The organism is Microcosmobacter mediterraneus (genome assembly GCF_031846265.1).
GTDB classification, from domain to species: Bacteria; Bacteroidota; Bacteroidia; order Flavobacteriales; family Flavobacteriaceae; genus Microcosmobacter; species Microcosmobacter mediterraneus.
In genome coordinates, this window is record NZ_JAVRIA010000001.1 from 399,878 (window position 1) to 425,249 (window position 25,372).

At 31.8% G+C, this 25,372-nt stretch carries 23 protein-coding genes; 12 read left to right on the top strand and 11 right to left on the bottom strand.

Annotated features, from left to right (window positions below; genetic code table 11):
- The first annotated feature begins 77 nt into the window (after positions 1–77).
- The gene (locus tag RM697_RS01845; RefSeq protein WP_311426139.1) at positions 78–830 is read left to right on the top strand and encodes a CDP-alcohol phosphatidyltransferase family protein; all 753 of its coding nucleotides are present in this window, start codon (positions 78–80) and stop codon (positions 828–830) included.
- Between the two features lie 6 nt (positions 831–836).
- The gene (locus RM697_RS01850) at positions 837–1,667 is read left to right on the top strand and encodes a TerC family protein (RefSeq protein ID WP_311426140.1); all 831 of its coding nucleotides are present in this window, start codon (positions 837–839) and stop codon (positions 1,665–1,667) included.
- Positions 1,668–1,670: 3 nt separating this feature from the next.
- On the opposite strand, the gene lptB is transcribed toward RM697_RS01850, so the two are convergent.
- The 4 genes from lptB to RM697_RS01870 form a co-directional block, all read right to left on the bottom strand.
- On the bottom strand, positions 1,671–2,411 hold the full coding sequence (lptB, locus tag RM697_RS01855) for an LPS export ABC transporter ATP-binding protein (protein WP_311426141.1): 741 nt from the start codon (positions 2,409–2,411) through the stop codon (positions 1,671–1,673).
- Positions 2,412–2,486: 75 nt separating this feature from the next.
- Positions 2,487–2,834, bottom strand: a complete 348-nt coding sequence (locus RM697_RS01860; RefSeq protein ID WP_311426142.1) for a carboxymuconolactone decarboxylase family protein — start codon at positions 2,832–2,834, stop codon at positions 2,487–2,489.
- The gene (tatC, locus tag RM697_RS01865; RefSeq protein ID WP_311426143.1) at positions 2,824–3,648 is read right to left on the bottom strand and encodes a twin-arginine translocase subunit TatC; all 825 of its coding nucleotides are present in this window, start codon (positions 3,646–3,648) and stop codon (positions 2,824–2,826) included. Before tatC ends, RM697_RS01860 begins: the two co-directional genes overlap by 11 nt.
- On the bottom strand, positions 3,648–4,613 hold the full coding sequence (locus tag RM697_RS01870) for a KpsF/GutQ family sugar-phosphate isomerase (RefSeq protein ID WP_311426144.1): 966 nt from the start codon (positions 4,611–4,613) through the stop codon (positions 3,648–3,650). Before RM697_RS01870 ends, tatC begins: the two co-directional genes overlap by 1 nt.
- Positions 4,614–4,700: 87 nt before the next feature.
- Here RM697_RS01870 and RM697_RS01875 point away from each other — a divergent pair, with 87 nt between their 5' ends.
- A complete protein-coding gene (locus RM697_RS01875; protein WP_311426145.1) occupies positions 4,701–6,902 on the top strand; it encodes a RecQ family ATP-dependent DNA helicase in 2,202 nt (733 codons plus the stop codon).
- Here RM697_RS01875 and RM697_RS01880 read toward each other — a convergent pair.
- Positions 6,899–7,348 carry a hypothetical protein gene (locus RM697_RS01880; RefSeq protein ID WP_311426146.1) on the bottom strand — a complete coding sequence of 150 codons (450 nt, stop codon included), beginning with the start codon at positions 7,346–7,348 and terminating at the stop codon, positions 6,899–6,901. The two genes, RM697_RS01875 and RM697_RS01880, sit on opposite strands and share 4 nt — an antisense overlap.
- 73 nt (positions 7,349–7,421) lie before the next feature.
- Complete coding sequence (locus RM697_RS01885; protein ID WP_311426147.1) at positions 7,422–7,964, bottom strand: DinB family protein; 543 nt, start codon at positions 7,962–7,964, stop codon at positions 7,422–7,424.
- A 144-nt stretch (positions 7,965–8,108) separates the two neighbouring features.
- On the opposite strand from RM697_RS01885, the gene RM697_RS01890 reads away from it, so the two are divergent.
- Both RM697_RS01890 and RM697_RS01895 read left to right on the top strand, forming a co-directional pair.
- Complete coding sequence (locus RM697_RS01890; RefSeq protein WP_311426148.1) at positions 8,109–9,041, top strand: peptidylprolyl isomerase; 933 nt, start codon at positions 8,109–8,111, stop codon at positions 9,039–9,041.
- 117 nt (positions 9,042–9,158) lie between these two features.
- A complete protein-coding gene (locus tag RM697_RS01895; RefSeq protein WP_311426149.1) occupies positions 9,159–9,860 on the top strand; it encodes a tetratricopeptide repeat protein in 702 nt (233 codons plus the stop codon).
- A 30-nt stretch (positions 9,861–9,890) separates the two neighbouring features.
- Here RM697_RS01895 and RM697_RS01900 read toward each other — a convergent pair whose 3' ends face one another.
- The 3 genes from RM697_RS01900 to RM697_RS01910 form a co-directional block, all read right to left on the bottom strand.
- Entirely contained in the window at positions 9,891–10,532 is a 642-nt protein-coding gene (locus RM697_RS01900; protein ID WP_311426150.1) for a hypothetical protein, read from the bottom strand.
- A 79-nt stretch (positions 10,533–10,611) separates the two neighbouring features.
- The gene (locus RM697_RS01905; protein WP_311426151.1) at positions 10,612–12,417 is read right to left on the bottom strand and encodes a serine hydrolase; all 1,806 of its coding nucleotides are present in this window, start codon (positions 12,415–12,417) and stop codon (positions 10,612–10,614) included.
- Positions 12,418–12,512: 95 nt separating this feature from the next.
- Complete coding sequence (locus RM697_RS01910) at positions 12,513–12,836, bottom strand: YbaB/EbfC family nucleoid-associated protein (protein ID WP_311426152.1); 324 nt, start codon at positions 12,834–12,836, stop codon at positions 12,513–12,515.
- A gap of 119 nt (positions 12,837–12,955) precedes the next feature.
- Between RM697_RS01910 and RM697_RS01915 the strand changes: the two genes are divergently transcribed.
- The 3 genes from RM697_RS01915 (at position 12,956) to capB (ending at position 17,510) form a co-directional block, all read left to right on the top strand.
- The gene (locus RM697_RS01915) at positions 12,956–15,004 is read left to right on the top strand and encodes a S9 family peptidase (protein ID WP_311426153.1); all 2,049 of its coding nucleotides are present in this window, start codon (positions 12,956–12,958) and stop codon (positions 15,002–15,004) included.
- A gap of 65 nt (positions 15,005–15,069) precedes the next feature.
- Entirely contained in the window at positions 15,070–16,104 is a 1,035-nt protein-coding gene (capA, locus tag RM697_RS01920; RefSeq protein ID WP_311426154.1) for a cysteate synthase, read from the top strand.
- Positions 16,105–16,250: 146 nt separating this feature from the next.
- Positions 16,251–17,510 (top strand): cysteate-C-fatty acyltransferase, encoded by a 1,260-nt coding sequence (gene capB, locus RM697_RS01925; protein WP_311426155.1) that lies wholly within the window; start codon positions 16,251–16,253, stop codon positions 17,508–17,510.
- Positions 17,511–17,565: 55 nt separating this feature from the next.
- Here capB and RM697_RS01930 read toward each other — a convergent pair whose 3' ends face one another.
- Positions 17,566–18,687, bottom strand: a complete 1,122-nt coding sequence (locus RM697_RS01930) for a GTP cyclohydrolase (RefSeq protein ID WP_311426156.1) — start codon at positions 18,685–18,687, stop codon at positions 17,566–17,568.
- A 15-nt stretch (positions 18,688–18,702) separates the two neighbouring features.
- Positions 18,703–19,680, bottom strand: a complete 978-nt coding sequence (locus RM697_RS01935) for a transporter (RefSeq protein WP_311426157.1) — start codon at positions 19,678–19,680, stop codon at positions 18,703–18,705.
- 102 nt (positions 19,681–19,782) lie between these two features.
- Between RM697_RS01935 and RM697_RS01940 the strand changes: the two genes are divergently transcribed.
- The 4 genes from RM697_RS01940 (at position 19,783) to RM697_RS01955 (ending at position 25,342) form a co-directional block, all read left to right on the top strand.
- On the top strand, positions 19,783–20,067 hold the full coding sequence (locus tag RM697_RS01940) for a DUF4834 family protein (RefSeq protein ID WP_311426158.1): 285 nt from the start codon (positions 19,783–19,785) through the stop codon (positions 20,065–20,067).
- Positions 20,068–20,162: 95 nt separating this feature from the next.
- On the top strand, positions 20,163–22,610 hold the full coding sequence (locus RM697_RS01945; RefSeq protein ID WP_311426159.1) for a YfhO family protein: 2,448 nt from the start codon (positions 20,163–20,165) through the stop codon (positions 22,608–22,610).
- Positions 22,611–23,900, top strand: a complete 1,290-nt coding sequence (locus RM697_RS01950; protein WP_311426160.1) for a glycosyltransferase family 4 protein — start codon at positions 22,611–22,613, stop codon at positions 23,898–23,900.
- The gene (locus tag RM697_RS01955) at positions 23,888–25,342 is read left to right on the top strand and encodes an oligosaccharide flippase family protein (RefSeq protein ID WP_311426161.1); all 1,455 of its coding nucleotides are present in this window, start codon (positions 23,888–23,890) and stop codon (positions 25,340–25,342) included. Before RM697_RS01950 ends, RM697_RS01955 begins: the two co-directional genes overlap by 13 nt.
- Positions 25,343–25,372: the final 30 nt, after the last annotated feature.

Genomic DNA, 25,372 nt, shown 5'->3' on the forward strand with positions numbered 1-25,372 from the left:
AAATTACCTTAGATATTGCATCTTTTTTATATTTAGACGTAATACTTTTATATTTTTACATAATTAATTTAAAAGCTTTGATAAAGCATATTCCTAACCTAGTAACTTTACTAAACTTATTCTGTGGTTGCATTGCTACTATATTTGCAGTCTACAACAATTTTGTTGCGGCAGCTCTCTTTGTAAGCTTAGGTATTTTCTTTGATTTTTTTGATGGATTTTTAGCTCGAATATTAAAGGCTCAAAGCCCTCTAGGACTTCAGCTAGACTCTCTAGCAGATATGGTTACAAGTGGCGTAGTGCCAGGCATTGTAATGTTTAAGCTAATTTCTATGACTGTTGATGCACCTAGTTTTGCATCGCATAATGATACGTGGAATTCCTTTATAAATTGGCAAGGTTTTAAACTATCTGTATTTCCGCTTTTAGGGTTTTTTATAACACTTGCTTCAGCATATAGATTGGCAAAATTCAACATAGATGAAGATCAGCAAGACTATTTTAAAGGACTTCCTGTACCAGCTAATACATTATTAATACTATCATTTCCATTAATTTTAGAATTTCAGAATAGTACACTAATTACAAAACTAATGATGAGTACACCATTTTTACTTATCCTAACCCTTGTTTCGTGTTACTTATTAAACTCTAACATTAAATTATTTGCACTAAAGTTTAAGAGCTGGGATTTTAAATCTAATATTGAAAAATATGGACTAATCATTACTAGTATTGTACTCCTAATAAGTTTTAAATTTATTGCTATCCCTATAATTATTCTTTTGTACATTATGATATCGCTAATTAAAAATTTTACAAACAAATAAAATCGTATGGCTGAAATTATTTTCACTTTGTTAATGCTTGTGATGCTGCAAGCAGTTTTAGGTTTCGATAATTTACTTTACATCTCTTTAGAGTCTAAAAAGGCACCATTAGCAGATCAAAAACGCGTTAGAAAAGTAGGGATTTTAATTGCTATTGCACTGCGTATTGTTCTATTGTTTCTTCTAGTTTCAATTATAGATTATTTTCAAGAACCTTTTTCTTTTTTAACAGGTCATATCGAAGATGTACTAGATTTTGCTTTTAATGGCCATAGTTTAATTGTACTAGCAGGAGGAGGGTTTATTATTTACACAGCTATTAAAGAAATATGGCATATGATATCTACTCATGATTTAAGCCATGACGTAGAAGGTGGGAATAAAAGATCTAAGTCTGCTAACGCTGCTATAGTAAGCATAGTTATTATGAATTTAGTATTCTCTTTTGATTCAATATTAGCTGCGATTGGTTTAACTAGTGAAATTGAAAATTCAACAACAGCCTTTATTGTCATGGCTATTGCTATTGTGGTAAGTGGTTTATTAATGTTGTTTTTAGCGGATAGAATTTCAGTATTTTTAGCTAAAAATAGAATGTATGAAGTCTTAGGTCTGTTTATTCTATTTATAGTTGGTATTATGTTGGTGACTGAAGGTGGTCATCTAGCACATTTGAAAATCTTTGGCAATGAGATTGTACCAATGAGCAAAACGACGTTTTATTTTGTTATCGTAGTTTTAGTCATAGTAGATGTTGTACAGAGTAAGTATCAGAAAAAGTTAATAAAAGAGGAGCTTACAGAAACATCTAATCACACAGACGAATCTAATGTATAGCTTTTAAAACTCCAACTTCTTTTTACGAAGTTCAAAGTTCTGACCTAAATAGACTTTACGTACCATTTCATCTGCAGCTAGTTCTTCGGGTTTGCCAGCTTTTAAAATACTACCTTCAAACATTAAGTAGGTTCTATCAGTAATAGCTAACGTTTCTTGTACGTTATGGTCAGTAATTAAAATACCAATATTTTTTTTAGTGAGTTTAGCTATAATACGCTGAATGTCTTCAACGGCTACAGGATCAACTCCAGCAAAAGGTTCATCTAATAAAATAAAATTAGGATCTGTAGCTAAGGCACGAGCAATTTCTGTTCTTCGTCGCTCACCACCAGAAAGTAAATCACCTCGATTTTTTCTAATATGTCCAAGACCAAATTCTTCTATAAGAGACTCCATCTTATCACGCTGTTGTGTCTTATTTAACTTGGTAAGTTGTAATACACTAAGAATATTATCTTCTATACTTAATTTTCTAAATACAGAGGCTTCTTGCGCTAAATAACCTATGCCATTTTGAGCACGTTTGTACATAGGATATTTAGTAATCTCAGTATGTTCTAAAAAGATACTTCCACCATTTGGTTTAATTAAACCTACTATCATGTAAAACGATGTGGTTTTACCAGCTCCATTTGGTCCAAGAAGTCCAACAATTTCACCTTGATTTACCTCAAGAGAAACATCTTTAACAACTTTTCTTCCGTTGTAAGACTTCATTAAATGCTCTGCGCGTAACTTCATTGTGGTAAATTCGTTTAGATAAAAATAACTAATTCTTAATCAATTTAGTATTAGGTTCTGCGTTTTAAGTAATTATTAACGTGATGTTTCTAAAATCTCCCAATACTCATAAGCACGTCTTAAATGAGGAATTACAATGGTTCCACCAACAAGTGTAGCTATACTCATAGCTTCTGCAACCTGATCTTTACTAAGCCCTTCTTTATGTGAAGTTTCTAAATGGTATTTTACACAGTCATCACAACGTAATACCAAAGAAGCGACCAAGCCTAATAATTCTTTTGTTTTCTTATCGAGAACACCTTCAGAAAAGGCATTAGTATCTAGGTTAAATATTCTCTTAATGATTTTGTTATTATCTGCTAAAATTTTGTCGTTCATTTTAGCACGATAGGCATTAAATTCTTCTACACTATTTGACATGTTGTTTTTTGTTTTGTCTTTTAATTACTAAAGCAGAAATATAAATACTAGCTTGGTATAAGATTAATATAGGTATAGCAACAATTACCTGACTTGTAATATCTGGAGGAGTAATTATTGCAGAAATTATAAGTACTATAACTAAAGCAAACTTGCGGTACTTTCTTAAAAATTTTGGTGTTACTAATCCTATTTTTGTAAGGAAGAAAATAAGTATTGGTAACTCAAAAACGATACCTGAAGCTAAAGAAGAAGATCGCACAGCTGCTATAACAGAACTTGCATCAAACTCATTAGATATTTTATCACTTATGCTATAATTAGCAAGGAAATTTAATGATAAAGGTGTTACAACATAATAACCAAAAAGGACACCAATAAAAAATAGTAAAGAGGCTATAATTATAAAACCTCTAGAGCTTTTTCGTTCGTTAGTTCTCATTCCTGGACTAATAAAACTCCATAATTGGTAAAGTACATAAGGAAATGCTAATATAAACCCTGCATAAATTGAAGTCCATATGTGAGCTGAAAATTGTCCTGCAACAGTTCTATTTTGAATAATAAAAGGAAATTCTGTGGCACAAAATGTAGTCTCTTCAATACCAATTAATTGAGACATGCTACATAACCATTTATAAGTTGGAAAACTCATATTAGTTGGTCCAAAAATAATAGTATCAAAAACAAAACTCTTAAAAATAAAGGCTAACGTAGCAGCAATCAAAATACCAACAGTAGCTCTTATAAGATGCCATCTTAAGTCCTCTAAATGATCGAGGAAAGACATTTGATTGACGTCTTTTTTTGCCATTAAATAATGCCTTCTTTAATTAAGTCGTGTAAGTGTACAACACCAGCGTATGTACCATTGTCTTCCACTAAGAGTTGCGAAATACCATTTTCTTCCATCATTTCCATAGCGTCAACAGCCATGGCGTTTATGTTGATACGTTTAGGTGCTTTTCCCATAATGTCTTTGGCTTTTAAATGTACAAAGGCATCAGAATTAGTAAGCATACGTCTTATATCGCCATCAGTGATAATACCTACTATTTTTTGGTTACTAACAACTGCAGTAACACCAAGCATTTTTTCAGAAATTTCAACAATGACATTTTTTATATCTGTATCAGGATGCACTTCTGGCTTCATATTTTGAGTAGACAAATCACTTACCCTTAAATATAATCGCTTTCCTAGCGAACCACCTGGATGATATTTGGCAAAGTCATTACTAGAGAATCCTCTCAGTTCCAATAAACATACTGCCAAAGCATCACCAATAACCAATTGCGCTGTTGTGCTAGTAGTCGGAGCTAAATTATTTGGACAAGCTTCTTGACTCACAAATGTATTAAGAACATAATCAGCTTGCTGTCCTAAAAAGGATTCCGTATTCCCTGTAATCGCTATCATTTTATTATTGGCGTTCTTAATCAAAGGAACAAGAACTTTTATTTCAGGTGTATTACCACTTTTAGAAATACAAATAACAACATCGTCCTCGAGAATAAGACCTAAATCACCATGAATAGCATCAGCTGCGTGCATAAAAACTGCAGGAGTTCCTGTGGAATTCAGTGTCGCTACAATTTTATTAGCTATTATGGCACTTTTACCAATACCTGTAATAATTACTCTACCTTTAGAGTTATACATTAATTCTACAGTATCAGCAAAATCTGATGTTAATAACGTAGATAAGTTAGAAATGGCTTTGCTTTCTAATTGAATGGTCTTTTTGGCGATATCTAAGATAGATTGTTTAGTGTTCAAAACTTAACAATTTTTGGATTTGATGCATTTAAAGATTTTGTTATCTTTAAGCTTCTGCAAATGTATATAAAATACTAATAGGGATTAATGAGTATAACAGAAATTGATTTGCATTCAGCATTAAAAAAGTACTTTGGCTTTTCTGCTTTTAAAGGATTGCAAGAGCAAGTTATTGAAAGTGTACTTTCAAACGAAAATACCTTTGTTATTATGCCAACAGGTGGTGGTAAATCTTTGTGCTACCAATTACCAGCATTAATGAAAGAAGGAACTGCCATTGTAGTATCGCCTTTAATTGCTTTAATGAAGAACCAAGTTGACGCAATAAGAGGTGTGTCTGAACAGGAAGGTATTGCACATGTTTTAAATTCGTCATTAAATAAAACCGAAGTAAGACGTGTAAAAGACGACATTACTAATGGTATTACTAAGTTGCTTTACGTGGCTCCTGAGTCATTAACAAAAGAGGAGTATGTAGAATTCTTAAAAGGTGTTACTATCTCGTTTATGGCTGTAGATGAAGCGCATTGTATAAGTGAATGGGGACACGATTTCAGACCTGAATATAGAAACCTTAAAAAAATTATCCAACGTATTGGTGATGATATTTCTATCATAGGTTTAACTGCAACAGCAACTCCAAAAGTTCAAGAAGATATCCTGAAAAGTTTAGGAATGTCTGATGCTACAACCTATAAAGCGTCTTTTAACAGACCAAATTTGTACTATGAAGTAAGACCTAAAACTAAAAATGTAGATGCAGATATTATTCGTTTTGTTAAACAAAATGATGGTAAGTCTGGAATTGTATATTGTCTAAGTAGAAAACGTGTTGAAGAATTAGCTCAAGTACTCCAAGTAAATGGCGTTAAGGCAGTACCTTATCATGCAGGATTAGACGCAAAAACTAGAGTAAAGCATCAAGATATGTTTTTGATGGAAGATGCAGATGTGGTTGTTGCAACCATAGCTTTTGGTATGGGAATTGATAAGCCAGATGTTAGATTTGTAATTCACCACGATATTCCTAAGAGTATTGAAAGCTATTACCAAGAAACTGGTAGAGCTGGACGCGATGGTGGAGAAGGTCACTGTTTAGCATTTTATGCCTATAAAGACATAGAAAAATTAGAAAAATTTATGTCAGGTAAACCTGTTGCTGAACAAGAAATTGGTCATGCTTTACTACAAGAGGTTGTAGCCTATGCAGAAACTTCTATGTCTAGACGAAAATTTATATTACATTATTTTGGTGAAGAGTTTGATAATGATACTGGTGATGGAGGCGATATGGATGATAATATTAGAAATCCAAAAAAACAAAATGAAGCTAAGGATGAAGTTTCTATTCTTTTAGATACAGTTAATAAAACCAACCAGAAATATAAATCTAAAGATCTAGTACAAGTTTTAATAGGAAAACCTAATGCTTTAATTTCTTCACATAAAACAGATTTACAACCCTTTTTTGGAGTTGGTAAAGCTAATGATTCTAGATATTGGATGGCTTTAATTAGACAGGTCTTAGTTGCTGGTTTATTACGAAAAGATATAGAAACCTACGGTGTACTAAGATTAACCGAAAATGGATTAGCATTTATTGATAAGCCTAAGTCTTTTATGATGACAGAGGATCATGTTTTTGATGAAATTAATGACGATTCTATAATTACAGCAGGTAAATCTGGTGGAGCTGCAGCAGATGAGACCTTAATGAAAATGCTAAAAGATTTAAGAAAGCGAAATGCTAAATCTCTAGGTGTACCACCATTTGTAATATTTCAGGATCCATCGTTAGAAGATATGGCATTAAAGTATCCAATATCTCTCGAAGAATTAAGTAATGTCCATGGTGTAGGTGACGGAAAAGCTAAAAAATACGGAAAGGATTTTGTAGCTTTAATTGCTAGTTATGTAGAAGAAAATGATATCATTAGGCCAGAAGATATGATTGTAAAATCTACAGGAAGTAACTCTGCTTTAAAGTTGTATATGATTCAGAATATTGATAGAAAACTGCCATTAGATGATATAGCATCTTCTAAAGGAATGACTATGACAGATCTAATTAAAGAGATGGAAGCAATTGTTTATTCTGGTACAAGACTTAGTATTAATTATTGGATTGATGAGGTCTTGGACGAAGATCAGCAAGAAGAAATTCATGAATATTTTATGGATTCTGAAACCGATAAAATTTCTGATGCTATTGAAGAGTTCGATGGCGATTATGAAGAAGAAGAACTACGTCTTTATAGAATTAAATTTATTAGTGAAGTTGCTAATTAAATCTTCTTTTTATATAAAGTAAAACTTACACTCTGTTTTTTTGAAGTGAGTTTAATTTCTGAAATCTTAGACGTTTGTATGATTTTTAAGTCTTGTTTCTCAATCTGAAAATCAATTTTAGAAATACTCCTATTTGATACATTAGAATATTCAGATTCTAGTTCCATCATATCAGAATTAAGCTTAATATGAAGATTTTCAGCATTAATTTCTAGTGTAGCACCTTTAAAAGTTTTTACATGAAAACGACCAATTACAATGGTTTGCATAAAGTAATAACCACCTAGCTCATTAAAGCCAGCATAAAGTACATTGTCATCAGAAACCGCAAAAGGTTCTTGATCAAAATCGTTGATTATAGCTTCAGTATGGTCATCTACATGTAGTTTTTCCATGGCTCTTGGATTACCAAAAGCAGCCTTTAATTTGGTAAGTGAAAATTTCATATGGTAAAAATAGCTAAAACAAAAAACTAAAGATAATTTTTAGTAGTGCATGTTGAGATTACTTTTTCAAAATTTACTGATACAAGACGTATCTAGGAGGCGTAAAACCATTTAACCTCATGTAAACAAGCATTTGAGCCCTATGATGCGTAATATGGTCTGTTAGTAAAAGTAAGATTTGTCGTTTAGTTCTACTTAAACCAAAGTAGTCTAGTTTGTCGTTAAGTTTATTTGTGTCAAAATTTGTTATTAGTTGTATAGCTTCTTCAAATGTTTTCTCTAACAAGGTAATCATTTCTTTTTTAGATTTATCGACAACTTTAAATATGGTATCAGTCTTCCAATCTCTGGATGCTCTACCACCAAGTAATGACTGACTATGCCAATCCATAGCATAGCCTATATGTAATAGATTTTCTGCAAAAGTTAATGATTCTGGTGATGCTTTAAAGTTATATTTATCCTGAGGCATTGTCTCTGCAACAAGGATTAAGTATTTTTTTGAGTTTTCTAATCGCTCTATATAATCTGATATAAAATTTTGATCTTGAGCGTAAATAGATAAAGAACTACTAGCTAGTATTATTATGGTTAATACTGTAAAATTTTTTTTCATAATATTCTTTTATTTTAGGTTATTAATTCTAAAGAATAGATCTATTCATTTAAAATTTTCAAAAATCTTATTTTTCTTTAAAAATACACAATAGATAATTGAGTATATCTACTATCTTTGCAGCTTTAAACAAAAAAATAAATCATGAAAGACGGATTGTACGCAAAATTTAATACATCAAAAGGAGAAATCCTAGTTAGCTTAGAATTTGAGAAAACACCAGGAACTGTAGGTAACTTTGTTGCATTAGCCGAAGGAAATCTAGAAAACTCAGCTAAGCCACAAGGAAACCCTTATTATAATGGTTTAAAATTCCATAGAGTTATTCCAGATTTTATGATTCAAGGTGGTTGTCCTCAAGGCACAGGAAGTGGAAATCCTGGCTACCAATTTGATGATGAGTTTCATCCAGATTTAAAACATAATCAACCAGGTATATTATCAATGGCCAATGCTGGACCAGGAACAAACGGAAGTCAGTTTTTTATTACGCACGTAGAAACTCCATGGTTAGATAATAAACATACTGTTTTTGGTAAAGTGAAAGAAGGTCAAGATGTTGTTGATATGATTGCTCAAGGTGATTCTATTGAGAGTTTAAACATTGTGAGGGTAGGTGAGGCTGCAGAAAACTTTAATGCTATTGAAGCGTTTAGAACCTTTGAAGGCGCAAGAGAAAGACGAATTGCAGCAGAGCGCGAAGCTAAAAAAGCACAGCTAGATAAATTAGCTGATGGTTTTGATGAAACAGAGAGTGGTTTGCGTTACCAAATTATACAAAAAGGGAATGGTGCAAAAGCTGAAAAAGGTAGTACAGTTTCTGTACACTATAAAGGTCAGTTAGCAGACGGAACTGTTTTTGATTCGTCTTATAAAAGAAACCAACCATTAGATTTTCAGGTAGGTATAGGACAAGTCATTGCAGGTTGGGATGAAGGTATTAGTCTCTTAAATGTTGGTGATAAAGCACGTTTGGTAATTCCAAGTAATTTAGGTTATGGAGCAAGAGGAGCAGGTGGTGTCATTCCACCAGATGCAACTTTAGTATTTGATGTTGAATTAATGGATGTTAAATAAAACAGGCAAGATCTTAATGAGATACTATGAATATTGTTGTAACATAAAATAAAAAAAATCGTCTCATTTATAATGAGACTTTTTTTGCTCAAAACTATAACCAATCTTGTTTCTACTATGAAATCTAAAGTATCTTTTATTCTAATTACAGTTACTATGATTAGCTTCAGTTGTTCTAAAAATATAAACTATTCAGAGCAGTTTAAATCTGAAACTGCAGGACGATATTTATATCATGCAGACGATATCATTGATATTTATTACGAAGATAACACGTTGATGTTAAGATGGCGAGAAGGTAAAATAAAGCCAGTGGTTTTAGATGAGAACACTTTTTTTGTAAGTGATATGTATAAAAAGCTTGAATTTACTAAGCATCTTGAGACTAATAAACGATATCTTTCTATTGTGCCAGAAAATGCTGAAAAGAGTTCAACATACGATTATTTAAAAGTTGATAGCAATTATAAAACACCTAGTATGCATTTAAAGGATAAAAATTATCAAAAAGCATTTGAGGGTTACTTAGCCATAAAACAACAGGATTCTACAAGCGAGTTAATCAATGAATGGGAATTTAATAGAATTGGTTATGATTTTATGCGCCAAAAAGATTATGAAAATGCACTTGGTATTTTTAAAATGAATGCAGCATTATTTCCTACGAGTGATAATGTTTATGATAGTTTGGCCGACGCTTATTTGCGCTCTGGAGATAGTATAAATGCTTATGAAAACTACGTTAAAGCTTTAGACTTAAATTCTAGAAATAAACGAGCGGAAAAGTTTATTGAAAATTATAAGGTTAAAGTAGATTAGGTACAATTTTAGTTGATTAAATAGGTGCTTTTAGTTAACACTAGGTTTTTCATTTCGTTTATCAATCTCTATTGCTTTCTTGTAGAAAGCTCTAAAATCAACTTTGTTATACTTTACTCGCATTGCAGAAAGTACATCAGATAATCCTAAGCTGCACCAATCCCAAAGCATAGTGTCAAAGTTGTACTTATACATTTGCTCTCCAACTTCTGTTCTTAATTGATCAATTTCTAAGCTTGTAATTCCGTTCTCATGCAAATGTTTTAAAACGCGTTGTTCATTATCCTTAGTAAATTCTGTATCTAGATAAGGTTCTAATATCCAATCCCAATTCCAGCTATGTTGTATCAACCCTATACTATTATTTTGAGCAAAAGTTTTCAAGGCTTCTTTTTTTTCATTCGATATAAAAATAATATCATCTGAAACATAGATTCTACAAACTCCAAAATCTATGCTTATTGCAATAATTTCTGATGCTTTAATTGCTGAATTGGGATAAGCTATAGAAGGTTCAAATGGATAATCAGAAATAACAATATCATTAACCCTAATTTTAGATGTACCTATGCCACATAATAGCTGATTCATTTCAGATTCAGTTGCATTGAAAAAAGCTCCTGTTAAAGATTCTTTTTTGTTTTGTTTAAAGATGTTTTTTATAAAATTCAATCTAATTATTAGTTATTTGACAAAGCATTTTAATTGGTAACACTCTCTAAACTCAAATCATGCAAAAATATGCGTATTATTATTCAGTCTTTCGTTTAGCTACAAACGTACCATTAGGCTGTATAGCTTTTGCTGCAACTATAGCTCCATCTTCTTCAACAAATTCTACTTTAAAACCTTCTAAAGTTTTAAAACTAAATAAGTGTTTTTTAGTTGGAATAAGTTCGTATTCTGGTTGTCCTGGTACAAATAAGTAAAGTGTGTTTTCATTTTTAACATAAACCTTAATGGTTGTTCCAGATAACTCATATTCACCTGTATAAGAGTTTAAGGTTTTAACATCTATATCTAAACTATTTGGTGTACGCTTAAAGTTAATAGCATCTAGAGTAGGTTCTATTTGTAATGCAGCATCAGAAATGTCACCAGCAGTATTTGTTATAAATTTAATTTTTAAGCCTTCTCCATACTCTAAAGTATCAGGTTTATGGTCTCTGTAGGTTATCATTTCAAAAGTATCATAATGATAATGATGTAAATAAATATCACTTTTTGGAGATTTTGAAAATAACGAATCATTTCTCATGGTAACTTCAAAAGTGCCATACCCTTTATTAGTGTAAGATCCAGTATAATCCATATTTACATGTGATAGTCTGGTATTTTTGACTTTAGCTTCATCAGTATCACTCTTTACTTCTTTTTCGGCTTCTTTTGCTTTTGCAACACCATCAGCATAGCGTTGAACCCAATCTGTTTTTTCTCCTTCTAGCATTCGGTCTGCAATTGTGTTTCTTACTAAACCTGTAACTGCAGATCCATTCTGGTTAGTAAGTACCACAATACCTAATTTATCTGTTGGAAAAAAGGCTACACTTGCAGAGAAACCGTCAATATTTCCACCATGTTCCACACGATAATGTCCTCTGTACGATTGAAGCATCCAACCATAACCATAATTTGCAAAGTGCATATCTGGTAATTCTTCATCTGGTAAAGCTGCATTTATGACCATTTGAGAACTCATAGCCTCTCTTACATAAGGTTCTGGAATAATCTGTTCTTCGCCATATTTACCATTATTTATCCAAGTTATTAGCCATTTGGTCATATCATTAACACTACTATTAATGCTTCCTGCAGGAGACATTCCTGCAATGTCGTAGTAATCCATTTTTTTAATTTCATCATTAGATGATAGTTCGTAACCTAAAGCAGCATTAGTTGCAGATTTCATTTCAGCTATAGTCACATTACTTCGCTCCATGCCTAAAGGTATTAAGAAGTGTTCTCTAATATTATCTTCCCAACTTTTACCTGTGATTTTTTCGGCAATAATACCTTGTGCTAAAAACATAAAGTTGTTGTAATACCATTGCTGACGTATACCTGTAAAGGGTTCTTGATAAGCTATGCGTTGTAATAAGCTGTCTTTATCATGTGTTTGGAAGAAGTACCATGAACCATCATGTCTTGGTAATCCTGTACTGTGGCGCATTAAATCTTTAATGATCACATTATTATTAAGATCATCATTATAAAATTTAAGCTCAGGAATATATTCCCTAGGATTATCGTTAAAAGACAATTTATCATCTTCTCTAAGCTTTCCTAAGATAGCTGAAGTAAAGGCTTTTGTAGAGGATCCTATGGCAAACAGCGTATTAGCATCAACAGGAATTTTATTTTCGTAATCTCTAAAACCAAATCCTTTGGCATAGATCACCTTATCTCCTTCTACTACAGCTACGGCGAAACCTGGCGCTTTAGTAACTTCTAGTACAGCATTGAGTTCATTTTCAATACCTTTTAGGCGCTTGTCTTTTTGAGAATAAGCAGAAATAAAGATTATTAAGGCTAAAACTGATAGTACTACTTTTTTCATTTTGATTGATTTAGTTTTGTTTGTATACGGTTATGATTAATAAGTAGCTTAGGATAGGTATAAGTTACCAAATTTTTAAAAAACTTTGGAAATTTTTATTTGAACATATCTAATCCTGGAATGTTTGGCATACCTTCTTTAGCAACAGCACCAAGCTCTGTTTCGTTTACTTGTTTAGCACGCTCAACAGCTTTATTAATTGTGAGGATAAGATAATCCTCTAGCATGTCTTTATCTGAGAGTAACTCGTCGTCTATAGAAATAGCCTTAATAGTTCTATTGGCAGTTAGTGTTACTTTAAGTTTATTATCAGAGCTAGATTCATCAATTAGAACCGTATCTAGACGTCGTTTTGTAGCTTCAACTTTTTCTTGGGTTTCTTTGATTTTATTCATCATACCCATCATATCTCCAAACATAATATTAAATTTTAATTAATTGTAAAATTACAAATTAGACCTAAAAGTTTAGCCTTATTCATTGATTTAAAGATGTATTTTAAATGTTATTTTTGCACTCTATCAAAACAAAATTCTAGATGCAAGCACCTGTAGCTAAAAAAATACCAAAGGTTTTAGAAAAACACAATGATAAACGTGTAGATGACTATTTCTGGTTAAATGATAGAAACGATCCTCAGGTTATTCAATATTTAAAGGCTGAAAATGAATTTTATGAGCATGAAACTAAGCATAACAATACTTTAAAGGCAGATTTATTTGAGGAAATGAAAGCTAGGATAAAGGAGGATGACAGTTCTGTACCATATAAATACAATGGCTATTGGTATATTGTAAAGTTTGAAACTGGTAAAAATTACCCTATTTATACAAGGCGTAAAGAAACCTTAAATGCCGAAGAGCAAATTCTATTTGATTGCAATATTATGGCAGAAGGATTTAGCTATTTTAAGTTAGTAGGTTTAAATGTCAGTCCTGATAATACTAAAATTGCTTTTGGATTAGATACAATTGGTAGACGAGAATACACCCTTTTAGTAAAAGATCTTAATACTAATGTAATTAGAAAAGAAGAGATTACAAAAACCACAGGATCCTCGGCTTGGGCTAATGATAACAGAACGTTATTCTATACAAAAAAGGATGAAAAAACATTGCGATCAGATAGGGTTTATAAGCATGTATTGGGAACAACAAGTGATAAAGATGTACTGGTCTATAAAGAAGATGATGAAACTTTTGGTACAGCAGTCTATAAATCTAAATCTAGAGATTATATAATTATAGCCTCTTACAGTACAACAACAAATGAATATCGTTACATTAAAGCTGATGAGCCTAATGCAGTTTTTAAATTGTTTCAAGAACGTATTAGAGGATTAGAATATAGTATTTCGCATTATAAAGACCATTTTTATATTGTCACCAATTATAATGGTGCTACTAATTTTAAACTAATGCGTACATCTAAAGATTCTACAAATCTTAAAAATTGGAAAGATCTGATTCCGCACAGAGATGATACATTGATAGAGGATATCGATATTTTTAAAGATTACTTAGTCGTTAGTGAACGTACTAATGGATTAAATACTATTAGAATTTTAACTTGGGATTTTAAGACGGAATACTATTTACCTTTTGATAATGAAACTTACACAGTCTACACAGGAACTAACGTAGATTTTGATACTGAAATATTACGATATGGCTATAATTCCCTAACAACTCCAGCTTCAGTAATTGATTTTAACATGAAAACAAAGGAGAAATCAATTAAAAAAGAGCAAGAAATTTTAGGCGGAGCGTTTAAGAAAGAAAATTATAAATCTGAACGTATTTGGGCAACAGCCCAAGACGGAACCAAAGTTCCTATATCTCTGGTTTACAACGTAAATTTAAAGAAAACTGATGGTAACCCTTTGCTTCAATATGCTTATGGCTCTTATGGTTCTACAGTAGATCCATATTTTTCAAGTCTTAGATTGAGTCTTTTAGATAGAGGCTTCATTTTCGCTATAACACATGTTAGAGGAGGAGAATATTTAGGTAGACCATGGTATGATAATGGTAAGCTCCTTAATAAAAAAAATACATTTTCCGATTTTATATCGTGCTCAAAATTTTTAATTTCTGAAGGTTATACAACCGCAAATCAACTCTATGCCATGGGAGGAAGTGCTGGAGGATTATTAATGGGAGCAATAATAAATGATGCTTCAGAATTGTATAACGGAGTAATTGCTGCTGTACCTTTTGTAGATGTTGTTACTACAATGTTAGACGATTCTATACCGCTTACTACAGGTGAGTATGATGAATGGGGAAATCCTAATGAAAAGTCCTTTTATGATTATATGAAATCCTATTCTCCCTATGATAATATAGAAGCGAAGGTTTATCCAAATATATTGGTTACTGCTGGATTGCACGATTCTCAAGTTCAGTATTGGGAACCTGCAAAATGGGTTGCAAAACTGAGAGAACTTAAATTAGATAACAACAAATTATACTTAAAAACAAATATGGAAGCTGGTCATGGTGGAGCATCAGGTAGATTTGATGCTATAAAAGAAGATGCTGAAGAATATGCGTTTTTACTAGATTTAGAGGGAATTTGCCAATAATTACGAAAAAAATGTTAATTTTGCTCGGTTTTAGACCTATTTGTTGTGGTTGATAAATAGCATTTATGAAAAACAAAAAAGTGTATAATAATGTGTTAGACCTAATTGGCGAAACACCTCTTATTAAACTAAATAAATTAACTTCTAACTTTGAAGGTGATTTTTTTGCAAAAGTGGAAGCCTTTAATCCAGGACATTCTTCCAAAGATCGTATAGCACTCCATATCATAGAAGAAGCTGAGCGTCAGGGTATATTAACTCCAGGAGATACTATTATAGAAACTACCTCTGGTAATACAGGCTTTAGTATTGCTATGGTAAGTATTATTAAAGGTTACGAGTGTATTTTAGCTGTAAGTTCAAAATCATCAGCAGATAAGATAGATATGTTAAAATCTATGGGAGCGCATGTATATGTGTGTCCTGCTCATGTTAGTGCAGACGACCAAAGATCATATTATCAAGTTGCAAAACGCTTACACAGTGAAATAAAAGGCTCTGTTTATATAAATCAGTACTTTAATCAGTTAAATATTGATGCACATTATAAAAGCACTGGACCAGAGATTTGGGAACAAACAGAAGGAAAAATAACACATCTGGTAGCGTGTAGTGGAACAGGTGGAACAATTTCCGGAACAGCTAAATACTTAAAAGAGCAAAATCCAGATATTAAAGTTATAGGTGTTGATGCTTATGGTTCTGTATTAAAAAAGTATCATGAAACCAAAGAGTTTGATGAGAAAGAAATTTATCCATACAGAATAGAAGGTTTAGGTAAAAACTTAATACCTACAGCTACAGATTTCGATATTATTGATGCTTTTGTGAAAGTTACAGATGAAGAAAGTGCACATACTGCAAGAGAAATTTCGAGTAAAGAAGGCTTGTTTGTAGGTTACACAAGTGGTGCAGCAATGCAAGCATTGAAGCAACTAAATGAAGAAGGCGAGTTCAAATCAACAGATAGAGTTGTTGTTATATTTCCTGATCATGGTTCTCGATACATGAGTAAAATTTATAATGATAAGTGGATGCAAGCTCAAGGATTTTTTGATAGTGAGCACAGTACTATAGAAGAAATACAGTATATTAAATAACGAATTAATAAAGAATTTATAGCCTGTTATAACACGTTGTTGTAACAGGTTTTTTTTATTAGCATTAGTTAATAATTAAATTATGCATTCATAATATTATTACCTAATTTTGCCACAACTAATAAGACTAATAGTAGCGAGTATTGATGAAGGATTTATTTGAAAAAATATACAGAGATAAAGGACCTTTAGGAAAATGGGCTTCACATGCAGAAGGGTATTTTGTATTCCCAAAATTAGAAGGTGAAATCTCTAACAGAATGAAGTTTCAAGGTAAAGAGGTAATTACTTGGAGTATAAACGATTATCTAGGATTAGCAAATCACCCAGAAGTAAGAAAAGTAGATGCCGAAGCTGCTGCACAATATGGTTCTGCTTACCCAATGGGAGCACGAATGATGTCTGGTCACACAGCTCTTCACGAACAGCTTCAAAACGAATTAGCTGCTTTTGTTAACAAAGAAGCAGCATACTTATTAAACTTTGGATACCAAGGTATGGTATCTACAGTTGATGCTTTAGTATCTAAAGACGATATTATTGTGTATGATGTAGATGCTCATGCTTGTATTATAGATGGTGTTCGTTTGCATATGGGAAAACGTTTCACTTATAAGCATAACGATGTAGAAAGCTTAGAGAAGAATTTAGAGAGAGCCACTAAAATGGCAGAGCAAACAGGAGGTGGAATTTTAGTGATTTCTGAAGGTGTTTTTGGTATGCGTGGTGAACAAGGAAGATTAAAAGAAATCGTTGCTTTAAAAAAGAGATTTAATTTTAGATTGTTTGTAGATGACGCTCATGGTTTTGGAACTTTAGGTGCAACAGGAGCAGGAGCAGGAGAAGAACAAGGTGTACAAGATGAAATTGATGTATACTTTGCAACCTTTGCCAAGTCATTAGCAAGTACTGGAGCATTTATTGCGGCAGACCAAGAAATAATAGATTATTTAAAGTATAATTTACGTTCTCAAATGTTCGCTAAATCGTTACAGATGCAACTTGTTGTAGGTGCATTAAAACGATTAGATATGTTGAGGACGATGCCAGAATTAAAAGAAAATCTTTGGACTATTGTAAACGCTTTACAATCTGGTTTAAAAGAACGTGGATTTGATATTGGTACGACGCAAAGTTGTGTTACTCCTGTATATTTAAAAGGTAGTATTCCTGAAGCAATGGCTTTAGTGAAAGATCTTAGAGAAAATTATGGAATATTCTGTTCTATAGTGGTTTATCCTGTCATACCTAAAGGATTAATTTTATTAAGAATGATACCTACTGCCACACATACACTACAAGATGTTGAAGAAACTTTAAATGCATTTTCAGCCATTAGAGATCGTCTAGAAAACGGAACTTACAAGAGATTGTCTGCTGCTGTTTTAGCTGCAATGGGTGAGTAAAATTTTCTAAACTAATATTATATAAAATTCAAAAGCCACAAGAAAGTGGCTTTTTTTACGCGATATTTTTTTTGAATGTACAACGTCTTTTGTGTGTTACTGGCTTAAAGTTTTTCCATAGTTTTTGAATAGCTTCATTGTCATCTAATTCAGGACCTCTGACACACAACTCAATACCTTTGGCATTAAACGTTTGCCAAAACTCTTCAAAAATGATGGCAGTTACACCTTTGTTTTGATACTCAGGTAAAACACCAATAAGATAGAACGTTACAGTTTTAGCTTTTTTCTTTGCCTGTAATAAATGCATAAAACCAAACGGAAATAGTTTACCATTCATTTTTTGCAAGGCTTTAGCATAAGAAGGTGTTACAATACCAAAACCTACTAATTTATTCTCTTTATCAAGAACAAACTTTACATATTCAGGATTTAAAAAACCTATAAATTTCTTTTTAAAATAGTCTTGTTGATCTTGGTTTATTTCTACAAACGAGGATAATACTGCATGAGATTTAGAAAATACTTCAAACATCTCATCTGCATAGGTCATAATATCTTTATTATCAGTAAAATTAAGAGCTCTCAGCTGATAGCGTTTTTTAACCAAAGTCTGAATACGAGTAAAGAATTTTTGATGTATATTCTTAAACTCCATTTTATTTTCAGAGTAGGTTTTACCTACAGAGTAGCCTAATGTTTTAAAATGCTCAGCATAATAAGGATGATTATGCCACGTAATCATACTTCCTATTTCGTTAAAACCTTCTGTAAGAATACCAACTTTATCCAAATTAGAAAAACCAACAGGGCCTTCTACGTAATTTAAATCTTTAGATTTACCAATGTCATGTACTTTTTCTAGCAATAGTCTAGTAACTTCAACATCATCAATAACATCAAACCAACCAAAACGCATTTTCTTTTCATTCTGTCCATTAACTTCCAACCAGTTAATTATTGCAGCAATTCTACCAATAATCTCATTATTCTTGTAGGCTAAAAAATAACGCGCTTCTGCATCTTTAAACACAGGATTAACATCCTTATCTAGTGTTTTTATTTCTTCAGAAATAATAGGAGGAACCCAATATTTCGATCCTTTATAGAGTTTAAAAGGAAACGTAACAAATTGTTTGAGTTGTTTCTTGGAAGTGGCTTCAGTAATCTTAATCATATAAGAATACCAGTATTATCTTTCATCTTTATAATCATCAAAATCGTCAGTTTTTTTCTTCTTTTTCTTACGCTTTCTAGCTTGTCTTTTATATTCATCTTCTGCAGAATCTCCATTATCTGGGTCTGTATGAAAATCGAATCTATATGAAGCTCCAAAATTAAAATTGAAAATTGAAGGTGTATCCTTGGTGTTAAAAGCAATATTAGCATCTAGCTGAAAGTCTTTGTTAAGTAAATAACCAGCACCAACTCTAAATATATTATCTGCATAAAAGTCACTACTAATACCTTGAGCTTCTCCAAATATTGCCCATTTAGGGTTAAAGGAGTGAGTTAGTGTTACTATATACTGAAAGTCTGAAAATTCAGACCCAATTCTGTCTTTTATTAAATTAAGTACCAACACCCAACCACCAGCAAAATTATTTTGTGTAGCAATCATTACCTTTGGACTTATGCCTTCTACATCTGGCGCTGTGTAAGGATTGTTTTCAGTATCAAAATTTGCACCAACATATACTGATACTGCTGGTATGAGGCTCTTCCATTTAAAGGCTCTGTTTGCTTTCCAGCTGTAAAGATTAGGCTTATCTTCTCCAGCATTTTTGTAAGGATCGTAAACTAAATATTTTGCTCCAATGGTAAACCGCTTAAAGTTACTCCTACCTTCTTCTGTGCTAATATTAGATATGTTATTGGTGAAGGTATCATTTTGATAGACGCCATCTAAAATAATCTCTAATTCCTCAAAAAGTAAACCGTATCTGGCTGCAAAATCAACAGCAAAACCAGAAACTTCATATTGTAATGGTGTGTGCTCTTCTTTTATTATTGAGGGTCCTAATTCAAACTGAAGTACATTTTTACCTACAGCAAAAGCACTTTGAGACACTCCTGGTCTGTTAGAATTAATAACATCTGTATACTGAGCTGAGGCTAAAAAACTTATTAATAGTAATATTGATGTTAACTTAGTTTGTAAGGATATCATAATGTAGGTGTTTAGGTTCAAATATATGATTTTATATTTTTTTTAAGTATTTATAACTCAATTTAAGCGTTGTTAATTGTATTTTTGAATAAATTTTTATTAATGATACAAACCGCGTCTCTTGTGGGATTCCTTAGAACGATACTCATTATCATGTTAATATGGTATGGTTTGAAGATTTTGTCGCGACTATTTGCACCTTATTTGGCAAAATATGTTGTGAAAAAAGCTGAACAACGTTTTGGTCAACAATTTGGTGATTTCCAAAACCAAGCTAAGCAAAAGCAAAGAAAGGAAGGTGAGACAATAATTGATAAAATGCCAAATTCTAATACTTCATCAAGTAAGAATGTTGGCGAATACATAGATTATGAAGAATTGGAGTAATCTAACTCAGTTTGTATTTTTATCTTACTACCTTTAATTTTTCATTTCAACTATTAATGTTTATTTTTCCACAACAAAATTCCTAATTCTTTATTATGTTTTTAAAGCTTAAGAATCTATTGCCACATACTCTAGTTATTCTAGGATTTGTTGTAATAGCATTAGCTTATTTTCATCCTGTGCTTTCTGGTAAACAAATTTTCCAGAATGATATTAAACATTACATTGGGATGGCTCAACAGCAAAAAGAATATAAAGCCGAAACAGGTAAAGAAACCTATTGGACTAATAGTGCTTTTGGTGGCATGCCAACCTATCAGCTTGGTGCAAGATACCCTCATAACTACATTAAAAAATTAGACTCGGTTTTACGTTTTTTACCTAGACCAGCAGATTACTTATTTCTCTATTTTATTGGTTTCTACATTTTATTTTTAGCTTTAAAAGTCGATTATAGAATTGGTGCTTTAGGTGCTTTAGCTTTTGGGTTTTCTACTTATCTCATTATTATTTTAGGTGTAGGACACAATAGTAAGGCACATGCTATTGCTTATATGCCACTGGTTTTAGGTGGTATTTTATTAGCGTTTCAGAAGCGATATATATTAGGATTTTTAGTTACAGCTGTGGCTATGGCTCTTGAGATTGGAGCCAATCATTTTCAGATGACCTATTACCTAATGCTACTCGTTCTTATTATTGGTTTTGTGTATCTTTTAGATGCTTACAAGAAAAAGGAGCTGCCTCATTTTTTTAAAACAGTTGGTGTTTTAATGGCTGCAGTAGTCCTATCTATAGGCTTAAATGCAACCAATATTATGGCAACCCAAGAGTATGTTAAAGAAAGTACTCGAGGTAAAAGTGAGTTAACTATAAATGCTGATGGTTCTAAAAAAATAGCATCATCAGGCCTAAGTAAAGATTATATTACAGAGTATAGTTATGGTCAGTTAGAAAGTTTAAACCTCTTTATACCTCGTTTTATGGGTGGAGGAACTTATGAAAATGTTGGTAAAAATTCTGAGACTTACTCTTATTTTAAAAGTATAGGTGCAACTCCTGTACAATCCTTAAATGAAGTAAGGCAAACACCTACATATTGGGGAGAACAGCCTATTGTAGAAGGTCCTGCGTATGTTGGAGCTGTAATTTTATTTTTGTTTGTTTTTGCCTTGTTTTTAGTTAGAGGACGATTAAAATGGTGGCTTTTAGGAGGCGTCTTGTTATCGCTATTTTTGTCTTGGGGAAAAAATTTAGGCTTTTTGACAAATTTCTTTATCGATTACATACCATTATATAATAAGTTTAGAGCTGTAAGTTCTATACAAGTTATTTTAGAATTGTGTGTACCAATATTAGCTATGTTTGGATTAGTAAGACTTTTTAATGATTTTGAAAAGAATGACGAAAAACTTAAAGCACTTAAGTATACGTTTGTAATTACAGTTGGTTTAGCATTATTATTCACGGTTTTTGGATCTTCAATATTTGATTTTGTTAGTCCTCGTGATGGAAGATTCGTTCAGATGTATGGTGAAATCGGTCCAGAATATATTGATAATGTGCGTAAAGATAGAGCCTCATTTTTCTTTAATGATAGTTTAAGAACTTTAATTTTAGTGGTATTATCTGCGGGTTTAATATTCTTATTTCTTAAGAAAAAGTTATCAGAAAACTTAATGGTTGTAGCTTTTGGGTTACTCATTGTTTTTGATTTGGTTGGAGTAGATATTCGTTATGTTGATCCTTCAGATAAAGACCAGTTTAAGCCAGCAAGGGAAGTTGTGAAGCCTTATATAGCAAGCGCAGTTGATCAAGAAATATTAAAAGATAAATCTAATTTTAGAGTGTTTGATGTTTCTGCAAGATCTGGTCAAGAACCAACAAGAGCAGCGTATTTTCATAACTCATTAACAGGTTATCATGCTGCTAAATTAGGTCGTTATGATGAGCTTCTAGATTTTCATATCTATAAGTTTAATCTTGAAGTATTAAATATGCTTAATACTAAATACATTATTCAAGATGATGAGCAAGGACGACCTGTACCTTATGTTAATGACGAAGCCAATGGTAATGCTTGGTTTATTGAGCAAATAAACCTAGTTGCAACTGCAAACCAAGAGATTAAAGCCTTAGATAGTTTAAGCACTAAAAAAGAAGCAGTAATGCTCAATAATTTTGATGTAACTACCACTATTATTGATAGATTTAAAGTAGATTCTATAACTAGTATTCAACTTAAAGAAGCTAAACCTAACTATCTAAAATACCAATCTAGTAATACTAATGATGGTTTTGCAGTGTTTTCAGAAATCTATTACAAGAATGGCTGGAATGCATATATAGATGGTAAATTAGAGCCACATAATCGGGTAAATTACGTATTAAGAGGTATGGCAATACCAAAAGGAAATCATACTATTGAGTTTAAATTTGAACCCAAAGTTGTTAAGACAGGAAGTACAATTGCTCTCGGAAGTAGTCTGCTATTTGTATTGCTTTTAATAGGAGCTGTTTATATTGAAACTAAAAAGAAGTAATTGTCTAAAAAGGTTCTCATAATAACCTATTATTGGCCACCAGCAGGAGGTCCTGGAGTTCAGCGTTGGTTAAAATTCGTAAAATATCTTCCTCAATTTGGTATAGAACCTATGGTTTATGTACCTGCAAATCCGAGTTATCCTATAATTGATGAAACGTTATTATCTGAAATACCTGATGGTATTTCTGTTTTAAAGCAACCTATTTTAGAACCGTATAAAATAGCATCCTTCTTTTCTTTAAAGAAAGTCAAAACTATAGCCAAGGGCATAATTAACGACAAAGCTAAACAAGGTTGGAAAGAACGATTTTTGTTAGCTATTAGAGGTAATTTATTTATACCAGATGCACGAAAATCTTGGGTTAAACCTTCGGTTAGATATTTATCTACTTTAATTGAAGACTTTGGTATTGATACTGTTATCTCAACAGGACCACCACATAGTATGCACCTTATTGGTTATAAATTAAAATTAAAACACAGCATACAGTGGATTGCAGATTTTAGAGACCCTTGGACTACTATAGGATACCATAAACAATTAAAGCTACTATCTCCAGCCAAAAAAAAGCATATAAGATTAGAATCTGAAGTGCTAAATAAAGCTGATAAAATAATTGTAACGAGTCATAAGACCTTAGAAGAATTTGAGAGTAAAACAACGACACCTGTTAAAGTCATTACTAATGGGTTTGATGACCATGGTATAATTAAACCAAAAAAAGAAGCCAAATTTACATTATCGCATATTGGATCTTTATTGTCTGAACGAAATCCTGAGGTTTTATGGAAAGTACTTTCAGAATTAGTAAAAGAAAATGAAGACTTTAAGTTACATTTTCAGCTACACCTCTACGGAACAGTTAGCGAAAGTATTATAGATAGTTTAACAGAATATGGTTTAAAAGGTTTTGTGACGAGTCATGGTTATGTAAGTCATGAAGAAGCAATCAAGGCTCAAATGGTCTCACAAGTACTATTGTTGATAGAAATTGATTCAGAAGATACTAAAGCAATAATTCCTGGAAAACTATTTGAATATTTAGCATCTGGTACACCAATTTTAAGTATTGGACCAAAAAATTCTGAGGTAGAAACAATTCTTAAAGTTACAAATACAGGAAACTATTTTAATTACACATCGTATTCAGAATTAAAAAATCAAATTTTGTTGTATTTTGAATCTTACAAAACTGGTACTTTGCAAACACAACCAGTTGGAGTGGAACGTTATAGCAGAAAAGCACTAACAAAGACATTGACTGAATACATGTCATGGGAATTGTAATAAATCAATCATTTAAAAATACCATTAGTACCTATTTGGGTTTCGGCTTAGGTGCTATCAATGTATTATTTCTCTACACCAATTTTTTAAGTGATACCTACTATGGCTTGGTTGCCTTTATATTATCTACTGCAAATATTCTAATGCCTTTAATGGCTTTTGGTGTCCATAATACAATCATTAAATTTTATTCTTCTTATAAAACCAAGCAGTCCATAAGTAGTTTTTTAACCTTGATGCTGTTTTTACCCTTACTTTTAGTTATTCCGCTAGGACTAATAACTTTATGTTTTTATGAGACTATTGCAGAGTTATTATCTCATAAAAATACTATCATACATGATTATGTATGGCATATTTTTATTGCAGCATTAGCAATGGCCTATTTTGAAATATTTTACGCATGGTCAAAAACTCAGTTACAATCAGTCTTTGGAAATCTGATGAAGGAGGTGTTTCATAGAATAGGAATTATGCTGCTTTTGTTTGCTGTATATTTTAAGTGGTTAACCGTTAACGAGTTTATTTATGGCGTTATTGGTGTTTATGTATTACGAATGTTAATTATGAAGCTGTATGCATTTAGTATTCGTTTCCCAAGCTTTACTATAAAACGAATAGATAATATTAAATCTGTTATTGCGTATGCATCATTAATTATTGTAGCTGGTTCTATAGCGACCATGATTTTAGATATTGATAAGTTTATGATAGGAGAGATGCTACAAATAGAAGAAGTGGCCTATTACAGTGTTGCTGTTTTTATTGGTACTGTTATAGCTGTTCCGCAACGAGCTATGCATCAAATAATGTCTCCATTAACTGCACAATTTCTAAACAATAATCTACATGATGAACTTAAAGATTTATACCAACGGAGTTCGTTAACTCTTCTCGTTATTAGTGGTTTTATTTTTTTGTTGGTAGTGCTTAATATCAATCAGTTGTATTTAATCATTCCGCAACAATTCTCAGAAGGTCTAATTGTTGTATTCTTAATCAGTTTAGCTAAGCTCTACGATAATATGTTAGGAAATAATAATGCTATTTTATTTAATAGTAATTATTACAGGATGGTTTTAGTTTTTGGTGTTTTATTGGCGTTTTTAGCTGTAGTATTAAATTTTATACTTATACCAATTTATGGTATTGAAGGATCTGCATTAGCAACCTTTTTAGCTGTTTTTATTTATAATACTACTAAAGTTATTTATGTAAAACATAAGTTTAAAATCTCACCATTTACAAAGCAATCTTACCTAATGGTGGTTTTAATTACGCTGTTAATCATTGTATTTTATTTTTGGGACTTTCAATTTCATCCAATACTCAATATTGCTTTAAAATCTCTACTATTAGGTATTGCTTATATAGTATTATTACTAAGACTAGATATTTCAGAAGATATAAGTACACTGCTAAAAAAATACATTAAGTTTTAATTTAAAAAAAGAAATTCCTGCTTTCACAGG

Coding starts and splice junctions, on each gene's coding strand:
- RM697_RS01850 (WP_311426140.1), top strand. CDS start 837: ATGGCTGAAATTATTTTCACTTTGTTAATGCTTGTGATGCTGCAAGCA.
- lptB (WP_311426141.1), bottom strand. CDS start 2,411: ATGAAGTTACGCGCAGAGCATTTAATGAAGTCTTACAACGGAAGAAAA.
- RM697_RS01860 (WP_311426142.1), bottom strand. CDS start 2,834: ATGTCAAATAGTGTAGAAGAATTTAATGCCTATCGTGCTAAAATGAAC.
- tatC (WP_311426143.1), bottom strand. CDS start 3,648: ATGGCAAAAAAAGACGTCAATCAAATGTCTTTCCTCGATCATTTAGAG.
- RM697_RS01875 (WP_311426145.1), top strand. CDS start 4,701: ATGAGTATAACAGAAATTGATTTGCATTCAGCATTAAAAAAGTACTTT.
- RM697_RS01880 (WP_311426146.1), bottom strand. CDS start 7,348: ATGAAATTTTCACTTACCAAATTAAAGGCTGCTTTTGGTAATCCAAGA.
- RM697_RS01885 (WP_311426147.1), bottom strand. CDS start 7,964: ATGAAAAAAAATTTTACAGTATTAACCATAATAATACTAGCTAGTAGT.
- RM697_RS01890 (WP_311426148.1), top strand. CDS start 8,109: ATGAAAGACGGATTGTACGCAAAATTTAATACATCAAAAGGAGAAATC.
- RM697_RS01895 (WP_311426149.1), top strand. CDS start 9,159: ATGAAATCTAAAGTATCTTTTATTCTAATTACAGTTACTATGATTAGC.
- RM697_RS01905 (WP_311426151.1), bottom strand. CDS start 12,417: ATGAAAAAAGTAGTACTATCAGTTTTAGCCTTAATAATCTTTATTTCT.
- RM697_RS01910 (WP_311426152.1), bottom strand. CDS start 12,836: ATGTTTGGAGATATGATGGGTATGATGAATAAAATCAAAGAAACCCAA.
- RM697_RS01915 (WP_311426153.1), top strand. CDS start 12,956: ATGCAAGCACCTGTAGCTAAAAAAATACCAAAGGTTTTAGAAAAACAC.
- capA (WP_311426154.1), top strand. CDS start 15,070: ATGAAAAACAAAAAAGTGTATAATAATGTGTTAGACCTAATTGGCGAA.
- capB (WP_311426155.1), top strand. CDS start 16,251: ATGAAGGATTTATTTGAAAAAATATACAGAGATAAAGGACCTTTAGGA.
- RM697_RS01930 (WP_311426156.1), bottom strand. CDS start 18,687: ATGATTAAGATTACTGAAGCCACTTCCAAGAAACAACTCAAACAATTT.
- RM697_RS01935 (WP_311426157.1), bottom strand. CDS start 19,680: ATGATATCCTTACAAACTAAGTTAACATCAATATTACTATTAATAAGT.
- RM697_RS01940 (WP_311426158.1), top strand. CDS start 19,783: ATGATACAAACCGCGTCTCTTGTGGGATTCCTTAGAACGATACTCATT.
- RM697_RS01945 (WP_311426159.1), top strand. CDS start 20,163: ATGTTTTTAAAGCTTAAGAATCTATTGCCACATACTCTAGTTATTCTA.
- RM697_RS01955 (WP_311426161.1), top strand. CDS start 23,888: ATGGGAATTGTAATAAATCAATCATTTAAAAATACCATTAGTACCTAT.